The organism is Streptomyces rimosus, assembly GCF_008704655.1.
GTDB lineage: Bacteria > Actinomycetota > Actinomycetes > Streptomycetales > Streptomycetaceae > Streptomyces > Streptomyces rimosus.
Genome location: NZ_CP023688.1, coordinates 7,864,868 through 7,889,315 on the forward strand (window position 1 = coordinate 7,864,868; position 24,448 = coordinate 7,889,315).

At 74.0% G+C, this 24,448-nt stretch carries 23 protein-coding genes and 1 pseudogene; 15 read left to right on the forward strand and 9 right to left on the reverse strand.

Annotated features, from left to right (window positions below; genetic code table 11):
- Window positions 1-52: 52 nt before the first annotated feature.
- The 3 genes from CP984_RS34495 to CP984_RS34505 form a co-directional block, all read right to left on the reverse strand.
- Window positions 53-991, reverse strand: coding sequence for a M56 family metallopeptidase (locus CP984_RS34495; RefSeq protein WP_003985733.1), 939 nt, complete (start codon window positions 989-991; stop codon window positions 53-55).
- A gap of 163 nt (window positions 992-1,154) precedes the next feature.
- On the reverse strand, window positions 1,155-1,742 hold the full coding sequence (locus tag CP984_RS34500; RefSeq protein ID WP_003985732.1) for a DUF5134 domain-containing protein: 588 nt from the start codon (window positions 1,740-1,742) through the stop codon (window positions 1,155-1,157).
- 208 nt (window positions 1,743-1,950) lie between these two features.
- Entirely contained in the window at window positions 1,951-2,343 is a 393-nt protein-coding gene (locus CP984_RS34505) for a VOC family protein (protein ID WP_003985731.1), read from the reverse strand.
- 195 nt (window positions 2,344-2,538) lie between these two features.
- On the opposite strand from CP984_RS34505, the gene CP984_RS34510 reads away from it, so the two are divergent.
- Window positions 2,539-3,072: a GNAT family N-acetyltransferase gene (locus CP984_RS34510; RefSeq protein WP_003985730.1), complete on the forward strand. Its 534-nt coding sequence runs from the start codon at window positions 2,539-2,541 to the stop codon at window positions 3,070-3,072.
- A 31-nt stretch (window positions 3,073-3,103) separates the two neighbouring features.
- Here CP984_RS34510 and CP984_RS34515 read toward each other — a convergent pair whose 3' ends face one another.
- On the reverse strand, window positions 3,104-3,787 hold the full coding sequence (locus CP984_RS34515) for a glycerophosphodiester phosphodiesterase (RefSeq protein WP_003985729.1): 684 nt from the start codon (window positions 3,785-3,787) through the stop codon (window positions 3,104-3,106).
- 741 nt (window positions 3,788-4,528) lie between these two features.
- Here CP984_RS34515 and CP984_RS34520 point away from each other — a divergent pair.
- The 4 genes from CP984_RS34520 to CP984_RS34535 all read left to right on the forward strand — a co-directional run bounded on the left by CP984_RS34520 (window position 4,529) and on the right by CP984_RS34535 (window position 8,728).
- Window positions 4,529-5,926 carry a DUF6421 family protein gene (locus tag CP984_RS34520; RefSeq protein WP_030177988.1) on the forward strand — a complete coding sequence of 466 codons (1,398 nt, stop codon included), beginning with the start codon at window positions 4,529-4,531 and terminating at the stop codon, window positions 5,924-5,926.
- Between the two features lie 47 nt (window positions 5,927-5,973).
- A complete protein-coding gene (locus tag CP984_RS34525) occupies window positions 5,974-6,735 on the forward strand; it encodes an SDR family NAD(P)-dependent oxidoreductase (RefSeq protein WP_030177986.1) in 762 nt (253 codons plus the stop codon).
- Window positions 6,732-7,802, forward strand: coding sequence for a threonine aldolase family protein (locus tag CP984_RS34530; RefSeq protein WP_003986779.1), 1,071 nt, complete (start codon window positions 6,732-6,734; stop codon window positions 7,800-7,802). The genes CP984_RS34525 and CP984_RS34530 overlap by 4 nt, the downstream gene beginning before the upstream one ends.
- 224 nt (window positions 7,803-8,026) lie before the next feature.
- Window positions 8,027-8,728: a B3/B4 domain-containing protein gene (locus tag CP984_RS34535; RefSeq protein ID WP_003986780.1), complete on the forward strand. Its 702-nt coding sequence runs from the start codon at window positions 8,027-8,029 to the stop codon at window positions 8,726-8,728.
- A gap of 18 nt (window positions 8,729-8,746) precedes the next feature.
- On the opposite strand, the gene CP984_RS34540 is transcribed toward CP984_RS34535, so the two are convergent.
- Window positions 8,747-9,460 carry a lysophospholipid acyltransferase family protein gene (locus CP984_RS34540; RefSeq protein WP_003986781.1) on the reverse strand — a complete coding sequence of 238 codons (714 nt, stop codon included), beginning with the start codon at window positions 9,458-9,460 and terminating at the stop codon, window positions 8,747-8,749.
- 340 nt (window positions 9,461-9,800) lie between these two features.
- Here CP984_RS34540 and CP984_RS34545 point away from each other — a divergent pair, with 340 nt between their 5' ends.
- The 6 genes from CP984_RS34545 to CP984_RS34570 all read left to right on the forward strand — a co-directional run bounded on the left by CP984_RS34545 (window position 9,801) and on the right by CP984_RS34570 (window position 14,284).
- Window positions 9,801-10,091, forward strand: a complete 291-nt coding sequence (locus CP984_RS34545; RefSeq protein WP_003986782.1) for a thioredoxin family protein — start codon at window positions 9,801-9,803, stop codon at window positions 10,089-10,091.
- A 210-nt stretch (window positions 10,092-10,301) separates the two neighbouring features.
- Window positions 10,302-10,826, forward strand: a complete 525-nt coding sequence (locus CP984_RS34550) for a flavin reductase family protein (RefSeq protein ID WP_003986783.1) — start codon at window positions 10,302-10,304, stop codon at window positions 10,824-10,826.
- 260 nt (window positions 10,827-11,086) lie between these two features.
- Window positions 11,087-11,875 carry an electron transfer flavoprotein subunit beta/FixA family protein gene (locus CP984_RS34555; protein WP_003986784.1) on the forward strand — a complete coding sequence of 263 codons (789 nt, stop codon included), beginning with the start codon at window positions 11,087-11,089 and terminating at the stop codon, window positions 11,873-11,875.
- A gap of 59 nt (window positions 11,876-11,934) precedes the next feature.
- A complete protein-coding gene (locus CP984_RS34560) occupies window positions 11,935-12,897 on the forward strand; it encodes an electron transfer flavoprotein subunit alpha/FixB family protein (protein ID WP_003986785.1) in 963 nt (320 codons plus the stop codon).
- A 197-nt stretch (window positions 12,898-13,094) separates the two neighbouring features.
- Window positions 13,095-13,430, forward strand: coding sequence for an ATP-binding protein (locus CP984_RS34565; protein WP_003986786.1), 336 nt, complete (start codon window positions 13,095-13,097; stop codon window positions 13,428-13,430).
- A complete protein-coding gene (locus tag CP984_RS34570) occupies window positions 13,427-14,284 on the forward strand; it encodes a SigB/SigF/SigG family RNA polymerase sigma factor (protein WP_003986787.1) in 858 nt (285 codons plus the stop codon). Before CP984_RS34565 ends, CP984_RS34570 begins: the two co-directional genes overlap by 4 nt.
- A 76-nt stretch (window positions 14,285-14,360) precedes the next feature.
- Here CP984_RS34570 and CP984_RS34575 read toward each other — a convergent pair whose 3' ends face one another.
- Window positions 14,361-14,567 carry a DUF5133 domain-containing protein gene (locus CP984_RS34575; RefSeq protein ID WP_003986788.1) on the reverse strand — a complete coding sequence of 69 codons (207 nt, stop codon included), beginning with the start codon at window positions 14,565-14,567 and terminating at the stop codon, window positions 14,361-14,363.
- 293 nt (window positions 14,568-14,860) lie between these two features.
- Between CP984_RS34575 and CP984_RS34580 the strand changes: the two genes are divergently transcribed.
- From CP984_RS34580 to CP984_RS34590, 3 genes are all read left to right on the forward strand, one after another.
- Window positions 14,861-15,523, forward strand: coding sequence for an FUSC family protein (locus tag CP984_RS34580; RefSeq protein ID WP_030177977.1), 663 nt, complete (start codon window positions 14,861-14,863; stop codon window positions 15,521-15,523).
- A complete protein-coding gene (locus CP984_RS34585; protein WP_030177975.1) occupies window positions 15,442-16,098 on the forward strand; it encodes a hypothetical protein in 657 nt (218 codons plus the stop codon). The genes CP984_RS34580 and CP984_RS34585 overlap by 82 nt, the downstream gene beginning before the upstream one ends.
- A 61-nt stretch (window positions 16,099-16,159) precedes the next feature.
- Window positions 16,160-17,110: a PP2C family protein-serine/threonine phosphatase gene (locus tag CP984_RS34590; protein WP_129820925.1), complete on the forward strand. Its 951-nt coding sequence runs from the start codon at window positions 16,160-16,162 to the stop codon at window positions 17,108-17,110.
- A 26-nt stretch (window positions 17,111-17,136) separates the two neighbouring features.
- Here CP984_RS34590 and CP984_RS34595 read toward each other — a convergent pair whose 3' ends face one another.
- A complete protein-coding gene (locus CP984_RS34595; protein ID WP_003987324.1) occupies window positions 17,137-17,655 on the reverse strand; it encodes a DinB family protein in 519 nt (172 codons plus the stop codon).
- Window positions 17,656-17,775: 120 nt separating this feature from the next.
- Entirely contained in the window at window positions 17,776-21,534 is a 3,759-nt protein-coding gene (locus CP984_RS34600; protein ID WP_050498786.1) for an nSTAND1 domain-containing NTPase, read from the reverse strand.
- A 308-nt stretch (window positions 21,535-21,842) separates the two neighbouring features.
- Here CP984_RS34600 and CP984_RS34605 point away from each other — a divergent pair.
- A pseudogene (locus tag CP984_RS34605) lies at window positions 21,843-23,128 on the forward strand (DUF6986 family protein); the annotation flags it as partial.
- A gap of 5 nt (window positions 23,129-23,133) precedes the next feature.
- On the opposite strand, the gene CP984_RS34610 reads toward CP984_RS34605, so the two are convergent.
- Window positions 23,134-24,297 carry a TolB family protein gene (locus CP984_RS34610; RefSeq protein WP_003986224.1) on the reverse strand — a complete coding sequence of 388 codons (1,164 nt, stop codon included), beginning with the start codon at window positions 24,295-24,297 and terminating at the stop codon, window positions 23,134-23,136.
- Between the last annotated feature and the right edge of the window lie 151 nt (window positions 24,298-24,448).

Below are 24,448 nucleotides of genomic sequence, written 5' to 3' on the forward strand. Positions count from 1 at the left end.
GGAGCCCCGTATGGAGGTACGTTCGTACGTCCGCGCGCGCCTCCGCCCTCCCTCAGTACGTCAGCGCGCTCAGCCCCGGCATGAACGTCACCAGCAGCGGAACCGCCGGGACCAGCGCCGCGATCGCCGTCATCCGCAGGCGCCGGCCGGGCGTGAAGCGGGGCGCGGGGGCCAGCAGCCGGTGCACGCGGTCCGGGACCTCGGTGTGATGGGCGGGGCACGGGCCGAACACCCCGCGGTCCTCGTTGAGTTCGACCAGGGCCAGGGCGATCGTCAGCCGTCCGAAGCGGCGCGAGGCCACGTCGTCGGCGGCCAGCTCGACCAGCCGGTGCACCTGGTCGCGGAACGCGGCGAAGACCGGGACCTGGGGGAAACCGGCCGCCAGCGCCGAAGCGCAGTGCAGCAGGACGTCGTGCCGGGCCCGCGCGTGGCCCTGCTCGTGGGCGATCAGCGCATCGAGCTGACGGCCCTTCAGGCGGCGCAACGCGGCGGTGGTGATGACCAATTGGGGTGTGGCGCCGGGCAGCCACCACGCCTCGGGGCGGTCGCCCTCCAGGACGACGAGCCGGTCCCCGGTCCGCTCCTCGCCGGGCAGCAGCGGAGCGCGCCGCACCAGGTCCGTACGCTCCTGCCGCCGCCGGGCGCGGGCGCCGCGCACCTCCCGGGTGAGCATGACGGCCGTCCAGGCGCCGCCGCCCGCCAGTACTCCGGCCAGTACGCCGGACCAGGGCCCGTACGCCTTGAGCGCGTACGCCTCGACGACGACGCGCGGTGCGTGGCCGAACAGGTGGCTGCGTACGGCTTCCCAGGCGGCGGCGCCGCTCAGCGACATCGCCAGGACACAGCACAGGAGAACGGCGGCGACCACGCACTGCCACACCCACAGGGCGAGCACCGGTTCGCGGTCGGGCCAGTCGGCGCGGGCCATCAGGCGCGGCGCCATCGCCGCAGCCAGCGCGCCGAGCATCATCAGCGCGAGGGGGACCATCATGGACGTCAGCCTATGAGCGCGCGGCTGCCGCCAGGTATGGAACGGCGCCGGAAGTGACGTATACCACCGGCGCCGGTGGTGCGGGCGGTGCGCGAGGGACGGACGGCCGCCCAACCGGCCCTGGCGCGCGCCGGGTCGGGGTGTCGGAGTCGGCAGCGAGACGTCACAGCGTCAACAGCATCGCGAACATCCCGATGCCCATCGCCACCCGGCACGCGCCCACCACCTCCGGCCACGCGGCCCGCACGGGCGCGATTTCGGTGTCCGCCGTGCCCGGGGCGGCCGAGGGAGCCAGGCGGACTCCGGCGGCGACGACGTATACCGCGTAGTACGCCAGCAGCAGCCCGGTGAGCAGCGGCAGCCCGCCAGGCCCCATGGAATCCATCTCCTCCATGCTTCCTGTGTGCGCTGCGTGCCCGCCGCTCAGCGGGCCGCCGCCGGGGACGGCCACCATCGCCAGCGCCATGTAGACCATCGCCGCCGCGCCCACCGCGTGGTGCGGGTGCCGCCGCAGCAGCGCCCACAGACCCGCCGCGCCGAAGACGACGGCGAACACCCACGGCGTCCAGGACGGCTGCACCACCGTGGCGGCGGGCAGCGCCATCACCGCCATGCCGAGCCCCATCAGCGCCTCGCCGCGCGCTTCCCGGCGCTGCGCGGCCGTACCCCGGCGCACACTCGACAGGCAGTACGCGCCCGCCCCGGCGCACAACAGCACCAGCAGCCAGCCGACCCATGACGGTCCGTGCACGGCGTCCTCCCCGTAAGCCGTAGGGCGGTCGCGTGCGGACCACGCACACGGCGCGCGGCGTCACACGGAGCCCGGTACAGCCGCATGGTGCCCCGCGGGCGGCCCGGAAACCCCCGCCGGAAACCGGGAACGGGGAGCGCACGGGCGCAAGAGGGGAGCACGGCGGCCGGGGAGGGGCCGTGGGTACGGGTGGGTCCCCTCGGCGCCCTCAGATGCCGGGGCGGTACCGCAGCGGGTGGTCCGCAGGGACCTGCGTCAGCACGATCCGGTGGCCGTCCGGGTCCGCGATCCACATCTCGATCAGTCCCCACGGCTCCTGTACCGGCGGGCGCAGGATCTCCACGCCGTCAGCCTTCAGTTCCTCGTGCGCGGCTGCGGCATCGGCGACCTGGAGCCACAGCTGGAGCGTGGCGGTCGGGGGCTCTGCGGAGCGGCCGGAGACCTCCAGGAAGCCGCCGCCGAGGAAGTACACCGTGCCGCGCTCGGGGCCGGTACCGAATTCGCGGTAGATCTCCAGGCCCAGCGCGCGCCCGTAGAAGTCCCGCGACCGCTCGGGGTCGGACGGCCGCACCAGCACCCTGCTGCTCAGTACATGCACCATGCTGCGGACCCTACGCCGCCGGGCGGGCGGCGTAGGGTCCCGGGGCCGCATCCGGCCCGCCCGAGCCGCCGCACGCGGACCGGACCGCGCGGCGGGCCCGTGGGTCTTGTTAGCCTCCGGTACGGCCGTACGCGTGCGCCGCCCCGCACCCCGGTCCGTACCGCCGCGCCGAGCCACCGGAGAGGACGCCCGCCCATGACGACCGTCGAGCTGACCTACCGAGCCGCCACCGAGGCCGACGTCCCGGCGCTCGTCGCGCTGATCGAGTCCGCCTACCGCGGCGACGCGAGCCGGGAGGGCTGGACCACCGAGGCGGACCTGCTGGAGGGGCAGCGCACCGATCCGGAGGGTGTCGCCGCGGTGGTGGGCGCCCCGGACAGCGTGCTGCTGGTCGCCGAGAACGCGGGCGGGATCGTGGCCTGCTGCCAGCTCGAACACCGCGGCGATCATGTGTACTTCGGTATGTTCGCGGTCCGTCCCGGCCTCCAGGGCGGCGGCCTCGGCAAGGTCGTCATGGCCGAGGCGGAACGCACCGCGCGCGCCCGGTGGAACGCCGCCGAGATGCGGATGACCGTCATCCGGCAGCGCTCCGACCTGATCGCCTGGTACGAGCGCCGCGGGTACCGGCGCACCGGCACGATGTTCCCGTTCCCGTACGGCGACGAGCGGTTCGGCATTCCGCGGCGCCCCGACCTGGAGTTCGAGCTGCTGGTCAAGGACCTCGGCTAGAGCTGCCGGGCGGTTCGCTGCCCGGCCCGTCTCACGCCGTGAACCGCACCGCCCGCCGGATCTCGGGGAAGTCGGTGATCACGCCGTCCAGCCCGAGCCCGCGGCTGAGCCGCAGCTCGTCGTGGGTGTTCACGGTCCAGCCCAGGACGCGCAGGCCCGCCGCGTGGGCCCGCTCCACCAGTTCCAGGGTGAGCCGGCGGATGTCGAGGGAGAGCGCCGAGGCGCCGACGGCCAGCGCGCGGTCCACCACGTCGGTGCCGTAGTGCTCGGCGACCAGCGCGGTCCGTACGCCGGGCAGCAGCTCGCCGACCGTGGCCAGCGCCGCGTCGTGGAAGGAGATCACCTCGACCCGGGCGGTCAGGTCGCGGGCGCGCAGCACGTCCACGAGCGCCCGGGCGGCGGCCACGTCCTTGATCTCCGCCTGGAGCGGCGCCCGCACCGCGTCCACGATCTCCTCGAACACCGGGATCCGCTCGCCGTAGCCGGCGTCCAGGTCGCGCAGTTCGGCGAGGGTGCGGTCGGCGACCGGTCCCGTCCCGTCGGTCGTGCGGTCCACGTCCGCGTCGTGCATGACCACGAGCGCGCCGTCCTTGCTCAGGTGCAGGTCCAGCTCGATGACGTCGAGACCTTCGCGTTCGGCGCGGACGAACGAGCGCAGGGTGTTCTCCGGCTCGACGCCCATCATCCCGCGGTGTCCGATGGTGAGAAAGGACAAGGCTGCCTCGTTTCTGTCGGTGTGCTGCCGGACCGGTGCCGCCCGCCGGCCACGGCTGCCCCGCCTGCGCCGCGCGTGTACCACCGGCTGCTCTCGAAACGGCGCACAGCCTAACGGGCACCCGAAGGCGCCGGAACGGTGTCGGACAGCCCTGCGACATGGCCGGAACGGGGGCTTGCCACGCCTGGGACGAGTGCCGGGGGAGCGCCGGAAATCCGTTGCCGGTCACGGGTGTTCGGGTGCCGCGGCTGCCGTTCGGCGGGCGGTGCCGTCCGATCCGTCCGGGGTGTCCGGTGCCGCGTCGTCGTCACCCGTGCGTGGGCGCGTCCGCCGGGGGCTGACGCGCCCGTACGACGGTGTGGCCGTCGCGGCCCCAGGAGGGCTCCCCGGTCGCCGGGTGCACGGAACCGGTCAGGGGCAACAGCCGGGCGCCGGGGCGGCTGCCCGTCGGGCGGCCGGATTTCGACCGGATCCGGTCGCTTCCCGACCACCGCTGAGCGTCCCGCGCCCATAGTCGCCACGCCGCGTCCCGTATACGGCGGCCGATTCCGGGTACGTGCTGCAGGATGCGCGGCAGGCATGGTCCCGCCGGACAGAAACTTCCGCATCTTCTCAGACGGACAGGAAAAAAGTGCGTGACCATGGGGGTCGGGCAGAACATTTTCCTCTGGAGCTCTTGAGAAGTCGAAGACCCCCTGGATACCGTGGCGGCACAACAGGATCTCCTGCCGGAGGGTAGTCATGACGGAAATTCTTTCGCCTGTGGGTGCCCCAGGCGCCACCGCCACCGCAGAGCGTGTGGTGCGGCATCCGGCGTGGCCGGTGCTGAAGGACGCCATCGAGACCATCCGCCCGTGGCAGTCCAAGGACGGCTCGATCGACTTCACCGCCGAGGGCGCGCCCGCGGCCGGCACCGTCCGGCACGAGGTCGAGCGCGCGATATCGGCCATCGAAGAGCTGGCGCCGCTGCTCCCGCACGACGCCGCCTACCACCGGGCGCTCGTCGCGGACCTGCGCCGCTGGGCCGACGGCGGCTTCGCCGTACCGGACTTCCTCGACTCCCTGCTGGCCTTCCACCCCGCGCGCCAGCGCTCCGACGGCCTCCAGCACCTGGTCGTCTTCCCCATGTACACGCAGAACGGCAACCCGGACCGCAACTTCGAGGCGGTCGTGCTGCGCATGGTCTGGCCCGACTGGCTGGCCGACCTGGAGCGCACCCGCTACGACAACCCGATGTTCTGCGGCATCACCTTCGAGGACTTCACCTCCGGATACGACACCAACTCCGCGGTCCTCTTCCCCGAGACCATCGCCGTGCGCGAGGCGCCCGAGCGCTTCACCTGGGGCGGCATCTTCTGCGACCGCGAGGCCGCCCGCTTCCGCCGGGTCAGCGAGGCCGCGGTGGCGACGCTGGGCGTCGAACTGCCCGACGACATCCGCGCGATGCTCGCCGACCAGCAGCGCTGCCAGGAGGCGTTCGTCCTGTGGGACATGGTCCACGACCGCACCCACAGCCACGGCGACCTGCCCTTCGACCCCTTCATGATCAAGCAGCGGCAGCCGTTCTGGATGTACGGCCTGGAAGAGCTGCGCTGCGACCTGACCGCCTTCAAGGAGGCCGTCAAGCTGGAGGCGGAAGGCGTCCGCCAGGCCCGCGACGTCCAGTACGCGGTCATCTTCGACCGGCTGTTCCGCTTCCCCGTCACCGGTGACCGGGTGCGCAACTACGACGGCCTCGGCGGCCAGCTGCTCTTCGCCTACCTGCACCGGCACGACGTCGTACGCTGGACGGACAACACCCTGCACATCGACTGGGAGCGGGCCCCGCAGGTCACCAACCAGCTGTGCGGCGAGATCGAGAAGCTGTACCGGGACGGCATCGACCGGCCCAAGCTGGTCCACTGGTTCGCCGCCTACGATCTCGTCTCGACCTACCTCGCCCCGCACCCCGGCTCGACCTGGGCCAAGGGGCCGGACGCCCTCGACCTCGACAAGCCGCCGCGCAAGCTCGTCGACGACGTCCTGCCGGACGAATTTCCGCTCAGCATGTTCTACGAGGCCCTCGCCAAGAAACTGCGCGGCGTGATTGCCTCCACCAAGGGCATCACGGCCCACAGCGACATGCCGGTGGCGGTGTGAGCGCCGGCGGCACCCAGGGCAGGCCGGAGCACGAGGAGACGAGGGACATGAGTACTGCGACCAATGGCCAGGGGTCACTGGAAGGCGCGGTCATCGCGGTGGCCGGGGCGGCGGGGCCCGCCGGGCGGGCGACGCTGCTGCGGCTGGCCGAGGCGGGCGCGACCGTGGTGGCCGCCGACGCGGACGCCGCGCGGCTGGCGGAGGCCGTGGACGCCGCGCGGTACGCGCACGGCGGCGCGACCGTCACCGGCGACACCGTCGACCTGCTGGACCTCGACGCGACACGCGCCTGGGCCGACCGTACGGAGAAGGAGTTCGGCCGGATCGACGGGCTGGTGCACCTGGTCGGCGGCTGGCGCGGCTCCGCGTCGTTCGCGGAGACCGACCTCGGCGACTGGGACGTGCTGGAAAAGCTCCTCATCCGTACGGTCCAGCACACCTCGCTGGCTTTCCAGGCCGCGCTGGAGCGCTCCGGGAACGGGCGGTTCCTGCTGGTCAGCGCGGCGGGTGCGAGCAAGCCGACGGCCGGTAACGCCGCGTACGCCGCGTCCAAGGCCGCCGCCGAGGCGTGGACGCTGGCCCTCGGCGACGCCTTCCGCAAGGCCGGGGGCGAGGCGGGGCCCAAGGCGGCGGCTGCCATCCTGGTCGTCAAGGCGCTCGTCAACGACCAGATGCGCGCCGAGCGCCCGAATGCCAAGTTCGCGGGCTTCACGGACGTCAAGGACCTGGCCCAGGCCGTCAGCGGCGTCTGGGAGCGGCCCGCCCAGGAAGTGAATGGACAGCGTCTGTGGCTGACCCCCGAAGCGTGACCGAGCGCAAGACCGACGCCCAGCGGCACCACGACCCGACGGTGCGCGGTTTCGCCAGCGACAACTACGCGGGTGTGCACCCGGAGGTGCTGGCGGCCATCGCGCTCGCCAACGGCGGTCACCAGGTCGCCTACGGCGAGGACCAGTACACCGAGCACCTCCAGCGCGTCATCCGCAGCCACTTCGGGCAGACCGCCGAGGCGTTCCCGGTCTTCAACGGCACCGGCGCCAACGTGGTCGCCCTCCAGGCGATGACCGACCGCTGGGGCGCGGTGATCTGCGCCGAGAGCGCCCACATCCACGTCGACGAGTGCGGCGCCCCCGAACGCGTCGGCGGGCTGAAGCTGCTGACCGTGCCGACCGAGGACGGCAAGCTCACGCCCGAGCTGATCGACCGGCAGGCGTACGGCTGGGACGACGAGCACCGCGCCATGCCGCAGGTCGTCTCGATCGCCCAGAACACCGAGCTGGGCACGGTCTACACCCCCGACGAGGTGCGGGCCATCTGCGAGCACGCCCACGAGCGCAACATGCTCGTGCACCTGGACGGGTCGCGGCTCGCCAACGCCGCCGCGTCGCTGGACGTCCCGATGCGGGCGTTCACCAACGCGGTCGGTGTGGACGTGCTCTCCCTCGGCGGCACCAAGAACGGCGCGCTGTTCGGCGAGGCCGTGGTGGTCATCAACCCGGACGCGGTGCGCGCGATGAAGCACGTACGCAAGATGTCCATGCAACTGGCCTCCAAGATGCGCTTCATATCCGCGCAGTTCGAGGCCCTGCTGGCCCGCGACCTGTGGCTGCGCAACGCCCGGCACGCCAACACGATGGCGAAGCGGCTCGCCGCCGGCGTCCGCTCGGTCGACGGTGTGGAGATCCTCTACCCGGTGCAGGCCAACGCCGTCTTCGCGCGTCTGCCGCACGATGTCACCGAGCGTCTGCAGAAGCGTTACCGCTTCTACTTCTGGGACGAGGCGGCCGGCGACGTCCGCTGGATGTGCTCCTTCGACACGACCGTGGAGGACGTGGACGGGCTGGTGGACGCCCTGCGGGAGGAGATGGGGCGGTAGGCCGCACGACGAACGGCGCGCCGGGCAGCTGACCGCGGTCAGCTGCCCGGCGCATTGCCGTCCGGTGCGCAGTGCACTGTGCTGGACTCCTCGGTACGGTTTGCTGAACCGTGGCCCGCTGTGCTGCAATGCCCCCCGGAGGCCGCCGACCGGTCCCGAAGCCCGTGGCGGCCGCATCCCCGCCGCCCCGCGCTTGCGCCCGACGATTCCCGAGGCACGCGACGATGACTCTCCCCCTGCACGTCTCCGACGAGGTACGCGCCCTCGCGCCCGGCTTCGGATACCTCGCCGTCGAGGCGCACGGCCTGACCAACGGGCCCAGCGACGAAGCCTCCTCGGCCCTCCTGGACGCCGCCGCCCGCAGGCTCACGGAGCGGCTGGACGGCCGGGCGCCCCAGGACGACCCGCACATCGCCGCCTGGCGCGCCGCGTACACCGCCTTCGGCTCCAAGCCGTCCCGTACCCGTAACTCCGCCGAGGCGCTGGCCAAGCGGGCCCTCGCGGACGGCGGGCTGCCGCGCATCAACCGCCTCGTCGACCTCTACAACGCCATCAGCGTGGCCCACCTGATCCCGGTCGGCGGCGAGGACCTGGACCACATCCGGGGCGGCATGCGGCTGGTGCGGGCCACCGGCACCGAGCCGTTCGTGACCGCGGCCGGCGGCGAGCGGGTCACCGAGCACCCGGAGCCCGGCGAGGTGGTGTGGTGCGACGACGAGGGCGTGACCTGCCGCCGCTGGAACTGGCGCCAGGGCGTACGGACGCGGCTCACCGACACGTCCGTGAACGCGCTGTTCCTGCTGGAGCGGATGGCGCCGATGACCGCCGGGGAACTGACCGCGGCGGGGGCCGAACTCGCCGGGACGCTGGAGAAGACCTGCCCCGACGCGCGGATCGAGGTGGGGGAGCCGCGGCTCTTCGGCTGAGCCGCGGCTCCCGGCCGGTCAGGCCGTGGCCCCCGGCGCCGGTGCCGTGCCGCCGAGGTGCGCCGGGACCCACCAGGTGTCCTCGGGGCCCTTGGGGCGTACGGGATACGCGCGCTGCGCCGCCTCCAGCAGGTCCTGCACACGGGAGCGCAGCCGGTCGGTGATCTTCTCGGTCTGCTCGTCCGGCGACGCCTCCACCGGCTCGCCGACCCGGATGGTGATCGGGAAGTGGTTGCGGCCCAGGTCCCGCTTGTGGCCCTTGGTCCACAGCCGCTGGGTGCCCCACAGCGCCATCGGCAGCAGCGGCACACCCGCCTCCTGCGCCAGCCGGGCCGCGCCCGACTTGAAGGTCTTCAGCGTGAAGGACTCCGAGATCGTCGCCTCCGGGAAGACCCCGATGATCTCCCCGCCGCGCAGCGCGCTCAGCGCGTGCTTGTAGGCGTGGACGCCCTGCGTGCGGTCCACCGGGATGTGCTTCATCGCGCGCATCAGCGGGCCCGACACCTTGTGCCGGAAGACCGACTCCTTCGCCATGAAGCGCACCAGGCGCTTGGCCGGGCGGGCGGCCAGGCCGCAGAAGATGAAGTCCAGGTATCCGATGTGGTTGCTCACCAGGACCGCGCCGCCGCGCCGGGGTATGTGGTCGGCCCCGGCGATGTCGAACTTCAGGTCGAGCGCCTTGAACGCCGCGCGGGCGGCGCCGATGACGGGCGGGTAGACGAGCTCTGCCATGTCGGGGACCCCTTTTCTGTGCCTGGGGAGGGTTCTCCCGGCGAAGACGTTACGCAGCCGTAAGTATGCGGCTTTCGGGAGATCGTGCCCGATCGGCGGCCCGGGGGCCACCGTACGGGCCCCCGCCGCCGGGAGATCCTCGTCACGTGATGGTCACTCGGTGCGATTTCCCCTCACCGCGGACGGTACACCGGGCACTCCGCGCGGTACACCGGGCACCCGGCGGCGGGAATGATTGCGGCCCGGCGGACGCTGCACCCGTCGGCGAGAGAACCGGGTGTGAACGGGAGGGCGAGGTTTGCGAGGGCAGGACGTGGGGACGCGGCTGGGGGCCGCCGGAATGGGCGCGGAGCTGGGGGAGCGGGCCACGCTCGTGCAGTTCTCCAGCGCCTTCTGCCAGCCCTGCCGTGCCACCCGGCGCACTCTTGCCGAGGTGGCGGACATGGTGGAAGGGGTGACCCACGTCGAGATCGACGCCGAGGCGCACCTCGACCTCGTACGGACGCTGCGCATCGAGCGCACGCCGACGGTGCTGGTGCTCGACGGCGACGGCGCGCTGGTGCGCCGCGCGGCCGGACAGCCCCGCAAGGCCGACGTCATCGCCGCGCTGGGGGCCGCCGTCCGTGATTGATCTCCCAGATTTCCGGCGTTACTTGACTGCCCGCCACACGCATCGTCAGGGTGACGTCATGCGGCCAGGACCCCTTCTTCACGGACGCGCGCCCGCGGACCCTCCGTACGCCGCCGGCGAGCGCTGTCCCCGTACGTGAGCGGCGACGACTCCCGCGGTGCCGGTGACGGCGCCGCGCCGGCCCGGACCCCACGGCAGAAGGACACCACCATGACGGTACCGACCGATCTCGGTACGCCCCGTGCCGCCACCCCCGACCTGCTGCGCTCCGTCTTCCGGCAGCACGCCGCCGGCGTCGCCGTGATCACCGCGCCCGGCCCCCGCCCGGCCGGCTTCACCGCCACCTCGCTGACCTCGGTCGCCGCCGACCCGCCGCTGCTCTCCTTCGGCATCAGCACCGGCTCCTCCTGCTGGCCCGCGGTTTCCGAGGCCGGACACATCGGCGTCCACATACTCGGCGAGCACCAGCAGGAGCTGGCCACCACGTTCGCCCGCAGCGGCGCCGACCGCTTCGCGCCGCCGACCTCCTGGCGTCCGGGGCCGCACGGGGTGCCGCTGCTGGACGGCGTGCTGGCCTGGCTGGTGTGCAAGGTGGTGGCCCGGGTGCCGGCCGGCGATCACCGGATCGTGCTCGGTCAGGTCGTCGAGGGCGACCCGGAGGGCTACGCCGGGACGGCCGGGCGCAGCCGCCCGCTGCTGTACCACGAGGGCCGCTTCAACGCGCTGCGCGACTGACCCCGCCGGGCTGCGCAACGCGGCTCATTCAACGCTTCGCACGGCCCGCCGGTTCCGCGCCGGGGGCTCTCGCGCCCCATCCGTATCCGTTGGCAACGTCACAGTTCAACGGCCTTGCTTACGGGGAAAAGGGTGGGTGTACTGGCGAGTAATATTTCGGTCGGCGCGGGAACCCCATCCGGCCGGATGCCGCCCCAACAGGCGCCTATGCTGCCAGCACAAGGCAGTTCGGAAGAGTCGAAGCAGGTAGGAGAGCCGGCGTGAGCCTGAGGATCGTTGTCTGTGTGAAGTACGTGCCCGACGCCACCGGCGACCGGCACTTCGCCGAGGACCTGACCGTCGACCGCGACGACGTGGACGGCCTGCTCTCGGAGCTCGACGAGTACGCGGTCGAGCAAGCCCTGCAGATCAAGGAAGCCGCCGACGACGACGCCGAGATCACGGTGCTCACCGTGGGCCCGGAGGACGCGAGCGACGCGCTGCGCAAGGCCCTGTCGATGGGCGCCGACAAGGGCGTGCACGTCGAGGACGACGACCTGCACGGCACCGACGCGCTCGGCACCTCCCTGGTCCTCGCCAAGGCCATCGAGAAGACCGGCTACGACCTGGTCGTCTGCGGTATGGCCTCCACCGACGGCACGATGGGCGTGCTGCCCGCGCTGCTCGCCGAGCGCCTGGGTGTGCCGCAGGTGACGCAGCTGTCCGAGGTCTCCGTCGAGGGCGGCACCGTCAAGGGCCGCCGGGACGGCGACACCGCCACCGAGCAGCTGGAGGCGTCGCTGCCGGCCGTCGTGTCGGTCACCGACCAGTCCGGCGAGGCCCGTTACCCGTCCTTCAAGGGCATCATGGCCGCCAAGAAGAAGCCGGTGGAGTCCCTGGACCTGGACGACCTGGACATCGAGGCGGACGAGGTCGGCCTGGCGGGCGCCTGGACGAAGGTCGACGAGGCGGCCGAGCGTCCGGCCCGCACCGCGGGCACGATCGTCAAGGACGAGGGCGAGGGCGGCAAGCAGCTCGCCGAGTTCCTCGCGGGCCAGAAGTTCATCTGAGCCCGGCGGATTCCCGTCCTTTTCCCCCGCCCGCATTCTTCCCGCAGGAGAGCAATCCCATGGCTGAAGTCCTTGTCTACGTCGACCACGTGGACGGCGCCGTCCGCAAGCCCACCCTCGAACTGCTCACCCTCGCCCGCCGGATCGGCGAGCCGGTCGCGGTGCACCTCGGCCCCGGCGCCGACACCGCAGCGGCGACGCTCGCCGAGCACGGCGCGGTCAAGGTCCTGACCGCCGACGCGCCGGAGTTCGCCGACTACCTGGTCGCGCCGAAGGTCGACGCGCTCCAGGCTGCCTACGAGGCCGTCTCCCCGGCCGCGGTGCTGCTGCCGTCCTCCACCGAGGGCAAGGAGATCGGCGCCCGCCTCGCGGTCCGCATCGGCTCCGGCATCATCACCGACGCCGTCGACCTGGAGGCCGGCGACGAGGGCCCGGTGGCCACCCAGTCCGTCTTCGCGGCCTCGTACACCACCAAGTCCCGCATCACCACGGGCACCCCGGTCATCACCGTCAAGCCCAACTCCGCCGCTCCGGAGGCCGCCCCGGCCGCCGGTACGGTCGAGCAGCTCGCGGTGACCGTGGCCGAGACCTCCAAGGGCACCAAGGTCGTCTCGCGCACCCCGCGCGAGTCCACCGGCCGCCCGGACCTGACCGAGGCCGCGATCGTGGTCTCCGGTGGCCGCGGCGTCAACGGCGCCGAGAACTTCCCGGTCATCGAGGCCCTCGCCGACTCGCTCGGCGCGGCCGTCGGCGCCTCGCGCGCCGCGGTGGACGCGGGCTGGTACCCGCACACCAACCAGGTCGGCCAGACCGGCAAGTCGGTCTCCCCGCAGCTGTACATCGCGGCGGGCATCTCCGGCGCGATCCAGCACCGCGCCGGTATGCAGACCTCGAAGACCATCGTCGCCATCAACAAGGACGCCGAGGCTCCGATCTTCGACCTGGTCGACTACGGCGTGGTCGGCGACCTGTTCGAGGTCGTCCCGGCCCTCACCGACGAGGTCAAGGCCCGCAAGGGCTGATCCGCCGGGCACGGCGGGACCGTGCCGCGCCAGTGACGAGCCCAGGGCCCGTACGCACCCGCGTACGGGCCCTGGGCCTGTTCCGGGGCGCGAGGGCTTACGTCCCGCACGCGGGGACGTAAGCCCCGGGTTCCGGGTCGCCCGGCGGGCACAACGGGGGTGCCGGAACCCGACCGCGGAACCGAAGGAAGACCCCCATGATGCCGCTGCCCCACGCCCCGACCGACCCCTGCGTCCGTGCCCCGCGGATGCGCCTGCCGACGAGTCCCCGGGAGCCCCGCCCGGCCCGCGAATCGGTCAGCGCCGTCCTGGACCCCCACCGCTACGCGCTCGGCGACGGCCGGGCGTGCCTGTCCGAGGTGGTGGCCAACGCCACCGTGGGCGGACCCTTCGCCGAGGACGGCCGGGGCCTGGAGGTCCTGGGGGCGCTCGCGGACGGCTGGGGCTTCGACCGGACGCGGTCCGGGAAGTGGGTGTGGTTCCGCGTGCGCCACCCGCGCTCGGACACCGCCGAGAGGCAGGTGGCCGCGTGAACACCGGATTCGCGTCCGTACGGGAGAGACCCGGGGCCGGACCGGCCGGGCTGCCCCTGCTGGAGGACGCCGGCGCGGTCACCCCGGAGGACGCCCGCGAGGTGTCCCGGCTCTTCTTCGAGCGGCTGGCCGGGCTTCCCGAAGGCGACCCCGCCCGCCGGTACGCGCGCGACTGCCTGATCGAGATGAACCTGTCCCTGGTCCACTTCGCGGTCCGCCGGTTCCGCAGCCGGGCCGAGGAGACGGAGGACATGGTCCAGGTGGGCACCATCGGACTGATCAAGGCGATCGACCGGTACGACCCCGCGCGCGGCACCCCGTTCAGCGCCTTCGCCGTCCCGTACATCGTCGGCGAGATCAAGCGCTTCTTCCGGGACACCAGCTGGGCGGTGCACGTCCCGCGCCGCCTCCAGGAACTCCGTATCGACCTGGCCAGGGCCCGCGAGAAACTCGCCCACGAACTGAACCGCGCGCCCACCACCTCGGAACTGGCCCGGCACCTCGAAATGGACGAGGAAGACGTCATCGAGGGCCTGTACGCCGGAAACGGCTACTCCGCCGATTCCCTGGACGCGCCGCCGGAGGAGGGCCACGCACAGACCGCCGGCGCAGCCCTGGCCGCGCGTCTGGGCGGCGAGGACCCCGACCTGGAAAAGGCCGAGAACGTCCAGGCGCTCAAACCGCTGCTGGACGGCCTGGAAGAGCGGGACCGGCAGATTCTGCACCTGCGCTTCGGCGCGGAAATGACCCAGACGCAGATCGGCGAGGCCCTGGGCATCTCACAGATGCAGGTGTCGCGCCTGCTCACCCGCATTCTCGCGGAACTGCGGGAAGGAATGCTGGAGGTGAATTGAGAGAAGCGCGGCGCCTCCCGATACGGCGAAGGCCCGTCTTCCGCGGATTGGCGGGAGACGGGCCTTCGCCGTCGGTTCAGGCCGCCCGCCGGTACTCCGCGTCATGCGTGCGCAGCAGACGGCGGGCCTCGCGGAGAGCGGCGGCCGGATCGCGGTGGCCGGTGTAGACGCCGAGCGTGTAGGAGATGTCGTCGAGGCGGGCGACTTCCGGGGTGCCGTTCCGGGTGAGGCGCTGGTGTTCATGGACGAGGTCGCGCAGCACCTGGTAATTGATCAGTCGCATGGGGTGGCCTTTTCTGTGCGGGGAACCGGGTGATCGTCGCCGGGGAATGCCGATTCATTCGCCTGCTGCCTTTTCGGTGCCCCGCAGTATGCGGGAGCGGCGGGATCTACGGCCTTTGATGTACGGGACTTCCGCCGGTTCGGAACGGTCCAACGGCCCCTTTTTCCGCCGCGCCCGAATTTCGTCACCTAGGGCCGCATATCCGGTGTCAGTAACGGACATCACAAGATTCTGGCGGCCGTCACAGGCCGGAATGGCCGGAACAGCCGGTGCGATGGACGGAAGGGGAGCAGGTGCGTGAGGAGAACACGGGGACGGCCGGGCGCCGCGCGTGCGCCGCGCTCGCGGCCGTGCGCCCGTCGCGCCTGCGGGACGGGCCCTGGGCCGTGCGGTGGCTGGTCGCGGTCCGCGCGAGCGTCGCGGCCGCCCTGGCCTGGCAGCTGTGCTCCAGCGTGTGGGGGACGCCGCGGCCCGCCCCGGCGGTCGTCGCCGCGCTGCTCGTCGTCCACCCGACGGTGTTCCGGTCCTGCACGGCGGGCCTCCAGTACGCGGCCGGGTGCACGCTCGGCGCGCTGATCGCGCTGCCCGCCGCGGTCCTCGTCGGGCCGACCTGGCTGAGCATGGGCGCCGTACTCCTGCTGTCCCTGCTGGCCGCCGGGCACGAGCGGCTGGGCGCGCACGGCCTGCACGTACCGATCACCGCGGTCTTCGTCCTGCTGCTCGGACCGAGCCACGCGCGGGAGATCGGGCCGCACCTGCTGCAGATCGGGGTGGGCATCTGCGTCGCGGTGCTCTTCAACGCCCTGCTGCCCCCGCCGCTGCGGCTGCGCGCCGCCGAGGCCGCCCTCGACCGGCTGCGCGCGGAACTGGCGCGGTGCTGGACGGGGTGGCCGACGCGGTACGCGAGGCCCGGCACCCGGACGAGGTTCTGGACCCGGGCCGGCGCGACCGCCTGACGGATCTCGTCGCCCGGGCCCGCGGCGCGCTCGGCCAGGCGCATGAAAGTCTGCGCTGGAACGTGCGCGCGCCGGACCGGCACACCGTCTGGCACCTGGACCGGCGGGTCCTGGAAAGCCTGGAGCGCGTCGCGCACGACACGGAAGCGGTCGTCGCCGCGCTCGGCGACCTCGCGGCGCAGCGCCCGGCCGCCGTGCGGCCCGACGCGTACGACACGGACGGCACGGCGGAGACGGACGCCTGGGACCGGGAGTTCCGGGCCGGTTGCGCGCGGCTGCTGACCTGTCTGGCGCTGTGCGTCCGCGGCTGCCGGGGCGGCAGCCCGCACCCCGTCCTGCCCGCCACCCGCCGCGTGTGGCGGGAACTCACCGAACGCTGCGGCGACCGGCGCGGCAGCCTGGACGCGCGGCTGGCCGAGTGGCGCCTGCTGATGCTCCTCGACCGGTCGCTCCAGCACGTGGCGGGCGGACGCCACCGTACGGCGCAGGCTGCCCGGAACCGTACCGCCACCACCGAACTCACCGCCGTCGCCGGGGAAGAAGCCCATGCCCAAGCCGCCGCCGAGCACCGCTGAACGTCCCACCGGGAAGGGGCGCCGCCGGACCGGACGACCCACGGCCGGACGCCTCCGGATCGTGCGGTGTGCGCGCCTGCTGTCGCGCGCGCTCTTCGTCCTCGCCTTCGCCCTGTTCGTCCTGGCCATCGCGGCCGTGTCGATCGGCTCGCCGAACCGGGGCGCGGCCGGGCCGGCGTCCCGAGCGGCGGTGTGCACGGCACTGGCCGCCGCGCCGGTGGCCGCCGTCGGCGAGGCGATACGGCAGCGGCGGCGGCGCGCTCTGAGCCGGGCGGACAGCTCGGCCGCGACCGCGCAGCGGGTCCTGCTGCGCCCGCTCCCCGGCCGGATCGGGGACCTGCGCCTGCGCGGCACCTACCTCCCGGCCCGCACCGCGCCCCGCAGCGGCGGCGATCTCTACGACGCGGTACGCGGCCCGTACGGCGTCCGACTGCTCATCGGCGACGTACGCGCCAAGGGGATGCTCGCGGTGGAGGCGTCGGCCGTACTCCTGCGCGGGTTCCGCGAAGCGGCGTACCAGGAGGAGACATTGACCGGGGTGGCCCGGCGGCTGGAGGGGGAGGCGCGGCGGCATATCGCGCGGCTGCCGGGCGCGGAGACGCCGGAACGGTTCGCCACCGCCCTGCTGGTGGAAATCCCGTCCGGGCCGGTGGCCCGGGTGGTCCACTGCGGGCACCCGGAGCCCCTGCTGATCCGGGACGGGCTGGTACGGGTGTGCCCGCCGGAGCGGCCCGGCGCCCCCATCGGCATGGCCGACCTGGTGGGGACCGGGCACACGGTCCATACGCTGCCGTTCCGCGTGGGGGACCGGCTGGTGCTGTACACCGACGGGTTCACCGAGGCGCGCGACGCGGCGGGGCGCTTCCAGCCCTTCGCCGAGCGGGTCGCGGAACGGGCCGCCGCCCCACTGGACGACCTGGTGGACGGGCTCCGCGCGGACCTGGTCCGGCACACGGGCGGGGAGCCGCGGGACGACGCGGCGCTGCTCGCCGTCGAGCGCGAGCCCCGGTGAGCCGCGCCGTCCCCGCCGGGCCGGCCCTAGTCGCCGGTCGCGCCGTCGATCCGCTCGCGCAGCAGGTCCGCGTGGCCGTTGTGCCGCGCGTACTCCTCGATCATGTGGACGTACACCCACCGGAGGCTGATCGTCCGGCCGTCCTTCGTGGTGAAGGTGTCGTCCAGGCCGCGGTGGGCCACCGCCTGGTCGGCGGCGTCGATCTCGGCGCGCAGCGTGGCGATCGCGTCCTCGGCGGTGGCGGTGTCCAGCACCTCGAAGTCCGCGTCCGGCTGCTCCTCGGTGTAGTACAAGGGCCCGATCTTCTGGCCCGCGACCCGGAAGCGGAACCAGCTGCGCTCCACCTCGGCCATGTGCCGGACGAGGCCGAGCAGCGTGAGGTTGGACGGTTCGGCGCTCGGCCGGACGAGCTGTTCGGGCGTGAGGCCGGCGCACTTGCTCAGCAGGGTGTCGCGGTGCCGGTCCAGCCAGCCCTGGAGCATCGTGCGTTCGTCCGCCACGTACGGCTCGGTGCGGCGGTCAACTTCTGGTGCGGTCCATGTCATGCCGCAGAGTGTCACCCGGCAGGTGCGGGGGACGCCACAAGATTTACTCTTCGCGCGGCCCGGCTGCCGTGGCGTCGACAACCTGGGTACCGGGCCTTGGCCGGGTGTGCACGCGGGCTCTCAGCGGTCACAGATCGGCTCGTACGGCACATCGGGCAGCAGCTCGCGCCAGCGTGCGGGACCGGTCCTGCCCACCAGCGGGCAGATGCGCCCGGCCACCCGGCCCGCGTCCAGATCCCACAGGCGCACCGAGCCGTCCGCGCCGGTGGTCGCCAGCGTCCCGCCGTCCGCCGCGTAGGCCACCGACCACACCACGTCGGTGTGCCCGGTCAGTGTGGCGGTCTGTGTACGGGCGGCGGTGTCCCAGATCCGTACGGTGCTGTCGAAGCCGACCGTGGCCAGCTGCCGCCCGCGCGGCGCGAACGCGATGCCCCGCACCGAACCCGTGTGGCCGCGCAGCACTCCGGTACCCCGCCGGCTGCGCACGTCCCACAGGCGCACCGTCCGGTCGTTGCCCGCCGAGGCGAGCGTGCGCCCGTCCGCGCTGAACGCCACCGCCCACACCGCGCCCGAATGCCCGCGCAGCACCCCGGCCCGACGGTGCGTGGCGACGTCCCACAGCCGTACCGTACGGTCGTCGCTCGCGCTGGCCAGCAACCGCCCGTCCGGGCTGAACGCCACGGCGTTGACGAAGTCGTCATGGCCGGTCAGAACGGCGGAGCTGCCCCGTGCGGTGTCCCACAGCCGTACCGTGCCGTCCTCGCTCGCCCCCGCCAGCAGCCGCCCGCCCGGGGCGAAGGCGACCCCGAACACCGAACCGCCCGCGCCTGTCAGCAGCCGTTCACGGGCACCGCTCGCCGCGTCCCACAGCCGTACGCTCCCGTCGGCGCCCGCGGTGGCGAACGTCCGCCCGTCCGGGCCGTAGGCGAGGTCCCGGACCGGCCCGTGGTGGGCACGCAGCGGCGGCCCCAGTTGCGTACGGGTGCGGACGTCCCAGCGCTGGACCGTGCCGTCGACGCCCGCGGCGGCCAGCCGCCGCCCGCCGGGGGCGAAGGCGACGGCGGAGCGGCCGGACACCGGCCGGGCGGTCAGCGCGGCGCCGGCCGGGTTCCACAGGGCGATCGTCCGGTCGAAGCTGCCGGTGGCCAGCGTGTGGCCGTCCGGGGAGAAGGCGACGGCGAGGACGTAGTCGCTGTGGCCGGTGAAGGCGGCGACGGTACGGAGGGTGGCGACCTCCCACAGGCGCGCGGAGCCGTCGCCGGACGCGGACGCGAGGGTGTCGCCGTCGGGGCAGAACGCCAGCGCGTTGATGTCGTCGTTGTGGCCGGTGAGCCGGGCGCGGACGGTCATCCGGCGGGTGTCGTACAGCGTGACCGTGCGGTCCGTGCCGCCGACGGCCAGCGTGGCGCTGTCCGGGCTGAAGGCCACGGCCACGACGCCGTCGCCGTGCCCCGAGCGGTCGGCGAGGACGCTGGGGGCGGCGGGGCGGGCGGTGGCGGACAGGGCACTTCCGGGGGCGGACGCGGTCAGCGACGGCGGCAGCCGCCAGACCCGGACCCGGCCGTTGGCGTCCCCGCGGGCGAGCAGCCGGCCGTCCGGGCTGAACGCCACCTTGCCGGTCCCGGCACCCCCGAGGCCCGGCAGCCGCGCCATCGGCCGCATCCGGGGCGCGTCCCACAGGGTCACGCCGCCGCCGGGTCCGGTGGCGGCGAGCACGTCGCCACCGGCCGCACCGCCCCGGCCCGCGGGCGCGAAGGCCACCTCGCCGCCGTCACCGCCGCCGGGCACGGTGACGGCGGGCGTACGGCGGGCGGCGTCCCGGACCCGTACGGAGCCGTCCGCCGCGCCCGCGGCCAGAAGACGGCCGTCCGGGCTGAAGGCGACGCCGCGGATCCGCGGCGCACCGGACGCGAGCGCGGTGACCGGCGGGCGGCGGCTGCGCCGGTCCCACAGCCGGACCGTGCCGTCCGAACCGCCGCCCGCCAGGAGCCTGCCGTCGGGGCTGAACGCGACGCCGTTGACCGGCCCGTGATGCCCCGTCAGGCGCCCGGCGAACGGCCGGGCCTGGGTGCTCAACAGCGCGCTGCGGGAGGCGGGGGAAGGGTGCAGCCGGTACGCCTCGGCGGCGAGCAGCATGGCCGCCTCGGGCTGCCCGGTGGCCACCTGAGCCGAGCGGGCGGCCAGTTCACCGGCGTACGCGTCACGGCGCCCGGCCTCCGCCGTACGCCACTGCTGCACCGCCAGCACCCCCGCGCACACGGCGAGCACGAGCAGCACGGCGAGGGTGCCCGCGAGCCTGCGGCGCCGCCGCACCCGGCGGCGGTCGGCACGGGCCGCGGCCGCCTCGCGCTCCTGCGAGGCGTGCAGGAACTCCTCCTCCAGTGGACTGAGACCGGCGTTCTCCCCCTGCTGCCCGGCCCACTCGCGCGCCACCGCCAGCCGTGTGCCCCGGTACAGCGCCGCGGGGTCCCGCCCCTCCCGCTTCCACGCCCCGGCCGCCTCCGTGAGCCGCTGGTGGACGACGAGCCCGGCCCGGTCGGCGCGGATCCAGCCGCGCAGCCGCGGCCAGGCCCGCAGCAGCGCCTCATGGGTGATCTCCACGGTGTCCGCGTCGAGGGTCAGCAGCCGGGCGCGGACGAAGACGTCGATCACGGCGGCGGTCTTCTCCGGGTCCGGCAGATGCTCCAGCAGGCGCTCGTGCGGCACCCGGCGGCGCGTCTCGCCCGCGATCTCACCGACCTGGACCAGCCGCAGCAGCACCTGCCGCGCCGTGCGCCGCTCCGCCGGGTCCAGCCCGGCGTGCACCCGCTCCGCGGTGGTGGCGACGGCGCCGTGCAGGCCACCGGTCAGGCGGTACCCGGCGACGGTGAGGGTGCGGCCGGAGCGCTGCTGCCAGGTGGCGAGCAGGGCGTGCGCCAGCAGCGGCAGCGTGCCGCCGGCCACCGGCTCGTCGTCCCCGTGGATGCCCAGGTCGGACAGCAGCAGCTCTTCGAGGCCCGGCTCCAGCTCCAGCGCGGCCTCCCGCGCGGGGCGGGTGATCGCCGCGCGGACTTCGCGTACGGACATCGGACGCAGCGCGAAGACCCCGGCGGACAGGGCCGGGGCGAGCGCGGGGTGGTCCAGGCACGGGCCGTAGAAGTCGGCGCGGACTCCGATGACCACGGCGCACGGGGCGTCCCGGGCGGCCGTGCACAGCGCCGTGACGAAGGCGCGCCGCTCGCGGGAGTCCTCGCAGGCGGTGAAGACCTCCTCGAACTGGTCGACGACGAGGACCAGGCGCGGACCGGGGCCGAGCGCGGCGCGGACGGCGGCGGCGCAGCGCTCGGGGGCCTCGGCCAGTTCTTCGGCGGAGGCGGCGCAAGGGGTGCCCGGTCCGGCCAGCGCCGCGGCCAGTTCGGTGAGCGGGTGCGCGCCGGGCGTCAGGACGCGGACCGGCCAGTGCCGGGAGCCGGGCAGCGCCCCGGCGCGCAGGGCGGGCAGCAGTCCGGCCCGCAGCAGCGAGGACTTCCCGGCGCCGGACGGGGCCGCGAGGACCAGCGGGCCCGCGCTGTCCATGCGTTCGGCGAGACGGCCGACCAGGGCGGCGGTGGCCCGCTCCCGGCCGAAGAACCAGGGCGCGTCCGCCGCGGTGTAGGCGGCCAGCCCCGGATACGGGCAGCGGTCGCCGGGGGTACGGGCGGCCAGCAGGTGGCTGAGCGCGCCCTCGGCGGCCAGGGCCGCGTCGCAGCGGCGGGCCACGTCGGCGGTCGGCGGCTTCTCCCCGTTCTCGATCTTGCTGAGATAGCCCTTGCTGTAGTGCACCAGCTGGGCGAGGGACCGCAGGGAGACCTCCCGCTCCCGCCGCAGCCGCCGCAGCGCGTCCCCGAACTCCTCCGGCATCAGCCCCCCATGCCTCGTGCGGCGGGCCGGGCTTCCCGGCCGCCCGCACCGCGCCGGAAGGCTACGCACGGCGGTTCCGGCTCAGTCGTGGATCGGCGGAGAAGTACCGAAAGGGATGAAACGGGATGCCCGGCGCGTGGGCGCACGGCGCGCGCGATGGGGAACGCTCCCCATGTGAGGCCCGCCCGATCCGGTCCCCCGGAGGGTGTTGACCTGCGATCTCGGCCCGGATAACTTCGCTATACGGATTGTTGATTCCGTAACGCGGAAACTCTGCGGGCCGGTACGAACAACTGGGAGGGTGTCGGATGGGGCAGCACGAGACGGTGGCGACGAGCCTCGCGCCCACCGTACGCGAGGAGATATCAACCGCTCTCGCGGACGTGGACGCGGACCTCGCGCGGCGCTACCCGGGCGACCCCGGCACCCGGCAGCCGGTCCACACCGTCTACGTCCCCGGCGACGCCGTCACCGCCGGCACCATCCGTGAATGGGGCGACGCCGCCCTCGCCGCGCTCGACGAGCACGCACCGGACGCCGAGGCGTTCGCCGGCGTCCTCGGCCTTCCGGACGAGCTGGCGGAGCCGGTGTACGAGCGGGTCCGGGCCAAGCTGGAGCGCGAGCCCGTCGAGGACCTGCGCATCGACTTCGAGGACGGCTACGGGCCGCGCCCGGACGCGGAGGAGGACGAAGCCGCCGCCCGCGCCGCCGCCCTGGTCGCGGCCGCCTACAAGGACGGCACCGCGGCGCCGTACATGGGCATCCGCATGAAGTGCATGGAGGCCGCCGTCCGCGACCGCGGCATCCGCACCCTCGACATCTTCCTCACCGGCCTGATGGCGGCCGGCGGCCTCCCCGGCGGCCTGGTGCTGACCCTGCCCAAGGTCGGCTACGCCGAGCAGGTCACCGCCATGGCGCGGCTGCTGGAGGCGTTCGAGAAGACCCACGGCCTGCCCGCCGGGCGGATCGGCTTCGAGATCCAGATCGAGACCACCCAGTCGATCCTGGGCGCAGACGGCCGCGCCACCGTCGCCCGCATGATCGAGGCCGCCGGGGGCCGCGCCACCTCCCTGCACTACGGCACCTTCGATTACAGCGCCTCCTGCGGCGTCAGCGCCGCCCACCAGGCCCCCGACCACCCGGTGGCCGACCACGCCAAGGCCGTCATGCAGGTCGCCGCGGCCGGCACCGGGGTGCGCCTGTCCGACGGCTCGACCAACGTCCTGCCGGTCGGCGCGACCACCCGGGTGCACGACGCCTGGCGGCTGCACCACGGCCTGGTGACCCGCTCGTTGGCCCGCGCGTACTACCAGGGCTGGGACATGCACCCGGCCCACCTGCCCACCCGCTACGCCGCCGTCTACGCCTTCTACCGCGGGGGCCTGGAGCAGGCCGCCGCCCGGCTCACCGCGTACGTCTCCAAGGCCGGCGGCGACGTGCTGGACGAGCCCGCCACCGCCAAGGCGCTCAGCGGCTACCTGCTGCGCGGCCTGGACTGCGGCGCGGTGGACCCGGGCGAGGTCGCCCGCCTGACCGGGTTCACCCGCGCCGACCTGGACGCCCTCGCGGGCCGCCCCGCGCCGGCCGCCTGACGCCCCGTCACCAGCGGCGTACGAACACGTCGTACGCCGCGTTGGTGTCCCCGGGCACCAGATCGGCCGCCTCCGAACTGAACGCCACCGCCCGGCCCCCGCCGTCCACCGCCCCGCTGTCCGCCCGGTCACCCGGGCCCACGTCCCGGCGCTGTCCGCTCCGCGCGTGCACGAGGACCAGCCGGCCGCCCTCCGCGACCAGCACCCACCGGCCGTCCCCGCTGACCGCCTTCGCCACCGCGCCGTCGCCCGCCACCCGCCAGGTCCGCCCGGCGCGCAGATCGCGGACGTAGGCGTGCGAGCCGGGCGCGGTGCCGCCGGGCACGACGTTGGTGGCGGTGGACGTGTAGGCCGCGTACCGGCCGTCGGCGCTGAGCTGCGCGAGCCGCGCCGGGCCGTCGGCCGGGGAGCCGTCGTGCGTGATGTCCGCCTGCTCGACCTCGCCGGTGTCCCGGTCGCGCACGAACACATCGCCCGTGTCCGGGTCGCTGCCGCCGCGCCGGTGGATGCCGTACGCCGCCACCCGGCCGTCCCGGGAGAGCGAGCCACCGGCCGCGAACGGATGGCCCGAAGGCCCGGCGGGGGTGAGGAGTTCGTCGGCGCCGCTGTCCAGGTCGCGGACGTACAGCAGGACGGGGGCGTTGCCGTGCCGGTTGGTGATCGTGTACGCGAGGTGCCGCCCGTCGGCGCTGAGCCCGGCGACGTCGCTGATCTCGCTGCCGATCGGCGGGTCCTTCGGACGCACCGGCTCCGTCGTGCCGGTGCGGCGGTCGTGGACGTACGGGAGCGGATAGCGCGTCCCCGTGGAGAACGCGACGTAGCGGCCGTCCGCGCTGATCGCCAGGGGCCCGCCGCCGTAGCCCTGCGGCTTCGGCACTTGCGCGAGCTGCCCGGTGACGGTGTCCTTGACCAGCAGCGCGGGAAAGTAGCCGGCGCCCAGGTTCGGTGCGGCCGACCAGAAGACGACGTAGCGCCCGTCGGCGCTGACGGCGGCGGGCCCCGACGCCCCGTCGGCCTGTGCGCCGTCGGAGGCCGTGCTGACCCGCTGGACCGCGGACGCGGGTCGGGCCGTCGTGGGCCCGGCGGCCCGCGCCTGGCCCGGGGCGCACAGCCCCGCCACGACAGCGCCCACCGCACCGGCTCCGGCGAGCGCACGTACCGACCGCGACATGCCCCACCCCATGCCCGCCCCCAAAAAGAAAAAGCAAGGAGTCCCCACTCCTTGCCACTCTCAATGTATAGCGCACAGGGGGGCTTGCGGCAAGGCCCCGGTCGTGCCGCACAATCGCTCGCCGAGGCCAGGACCTGCGGTAACGGGAGAC

Excerpts from the sequence above, each read along its gene's own strand:
- CP984_RS34495 (WP_003985733.1), bottom strand. The coding sequence starts at position 991 with ATGATGGTCCCCCTCGCGCTGATGATGCTCGGCGCGCTGGCTGCGGCG.
- CP984_RS34505 (WP_003985731.1), bottom strand. The coding sequence starts at position 2,343 with ATGGTGCATGTACTGAGCAGCAGGGTGCTGGTGCGGCCGTCCGACCCC.
- CP984_RS34510 (WP_003985730.1), top strand. The coding sequence starts at position 2,539 with ATGACGACCGTCGAGCTGACCTACCGAGCCGCCACCGAGGCCGACGTC.
- CP984_RS34520 (WP_030177988.1), top strand. The coding sequence starts at position 4,529 with ATGACGGAAATTCTTTCGCCTGTGGGTGCCCCAGGCGCCACCGCCACC.
- CP984_RS34525 (WP_030177986.1), top strand. The coding sequence starts at position 5,974 with ATGAGTACTGCGACCAATGGCCAGGGGTCACTGGAAGGCGCGGTCATC.
- CP984_RS34535 (WP_003986780.1), top strand. The coding sequence starts at position 8,027 with ATGACTCTCCCCCTGCACGTCTCCGACGAGGTACGCGCCCTCGCGCCC.
- CP984_RS34540 (WP_003986781.1), bottom strand. The coding sequence starts at position 9,460 with ATGGCAGAGCTCGTCTACCCGCCCGTCATCGGCGCCGCCCGCGCGGCG.
- CP984_RS34545 (WP_003986782.1), top strand. The coding sequence starts at position 9,801 with ATGGGCGCGGAGCTGGGGGAGCGGGCCACGCTCGTGCAGTTCTCCAGC.
- CP984_RS34550 (WP_003986783.1), top strand. The coding sequence starts at position 10,302 with ATGACGGTACCGACCGATCTCGGTACGCCCCGTGCCGCCACCCCCGAC.
- CP984_RS34560 (WP_003986785.1), top strand. The coding sequence starts at position 11,935 with ATGGCTGAAGTCCTTGTCTACGTCGACCACGTGGACGGCGCCGTCCGC.
- CP984_RS34565 (WP_003986786.1), top strand. The coding sequence starts at position 13,095 with ATGATGCCGCTGCCCCACGCCCCGACCGACCCCTGCGTCCGTGCCCCG.
- CP984_RS34575 (WP_003986788.1), bottom strand. The coding sequence starts at position 14,567 with ATGCGACTGATCAATTACCAGGTGCTGCGCGACCTCGTCCATGAACAC.
- CP984_RS34595 (WP_003987324.1), bottom strand. The coding sequence starts at position 17,655 with ATGACATGGACCGCACCAGAAGTTGACCGCCGCACCGAGCCGTACGTG.
- CP984_RS34600 (WP_050498786.1), bottom strand. The coding sequence starts at position 21,534 with ATGCCGGAGGAGTTCGGGGACGCGCTGCGGCGGCTGCGGCGGGAGCGG.
- CP984_RS34610 (WP_003986224.1), bottom strand. The coding sequence starts at position 24,297 with ATGTCGCGGTCGGTACGTGCGCTCGCCGGAGCCGGTGCGGTGGGCGCT.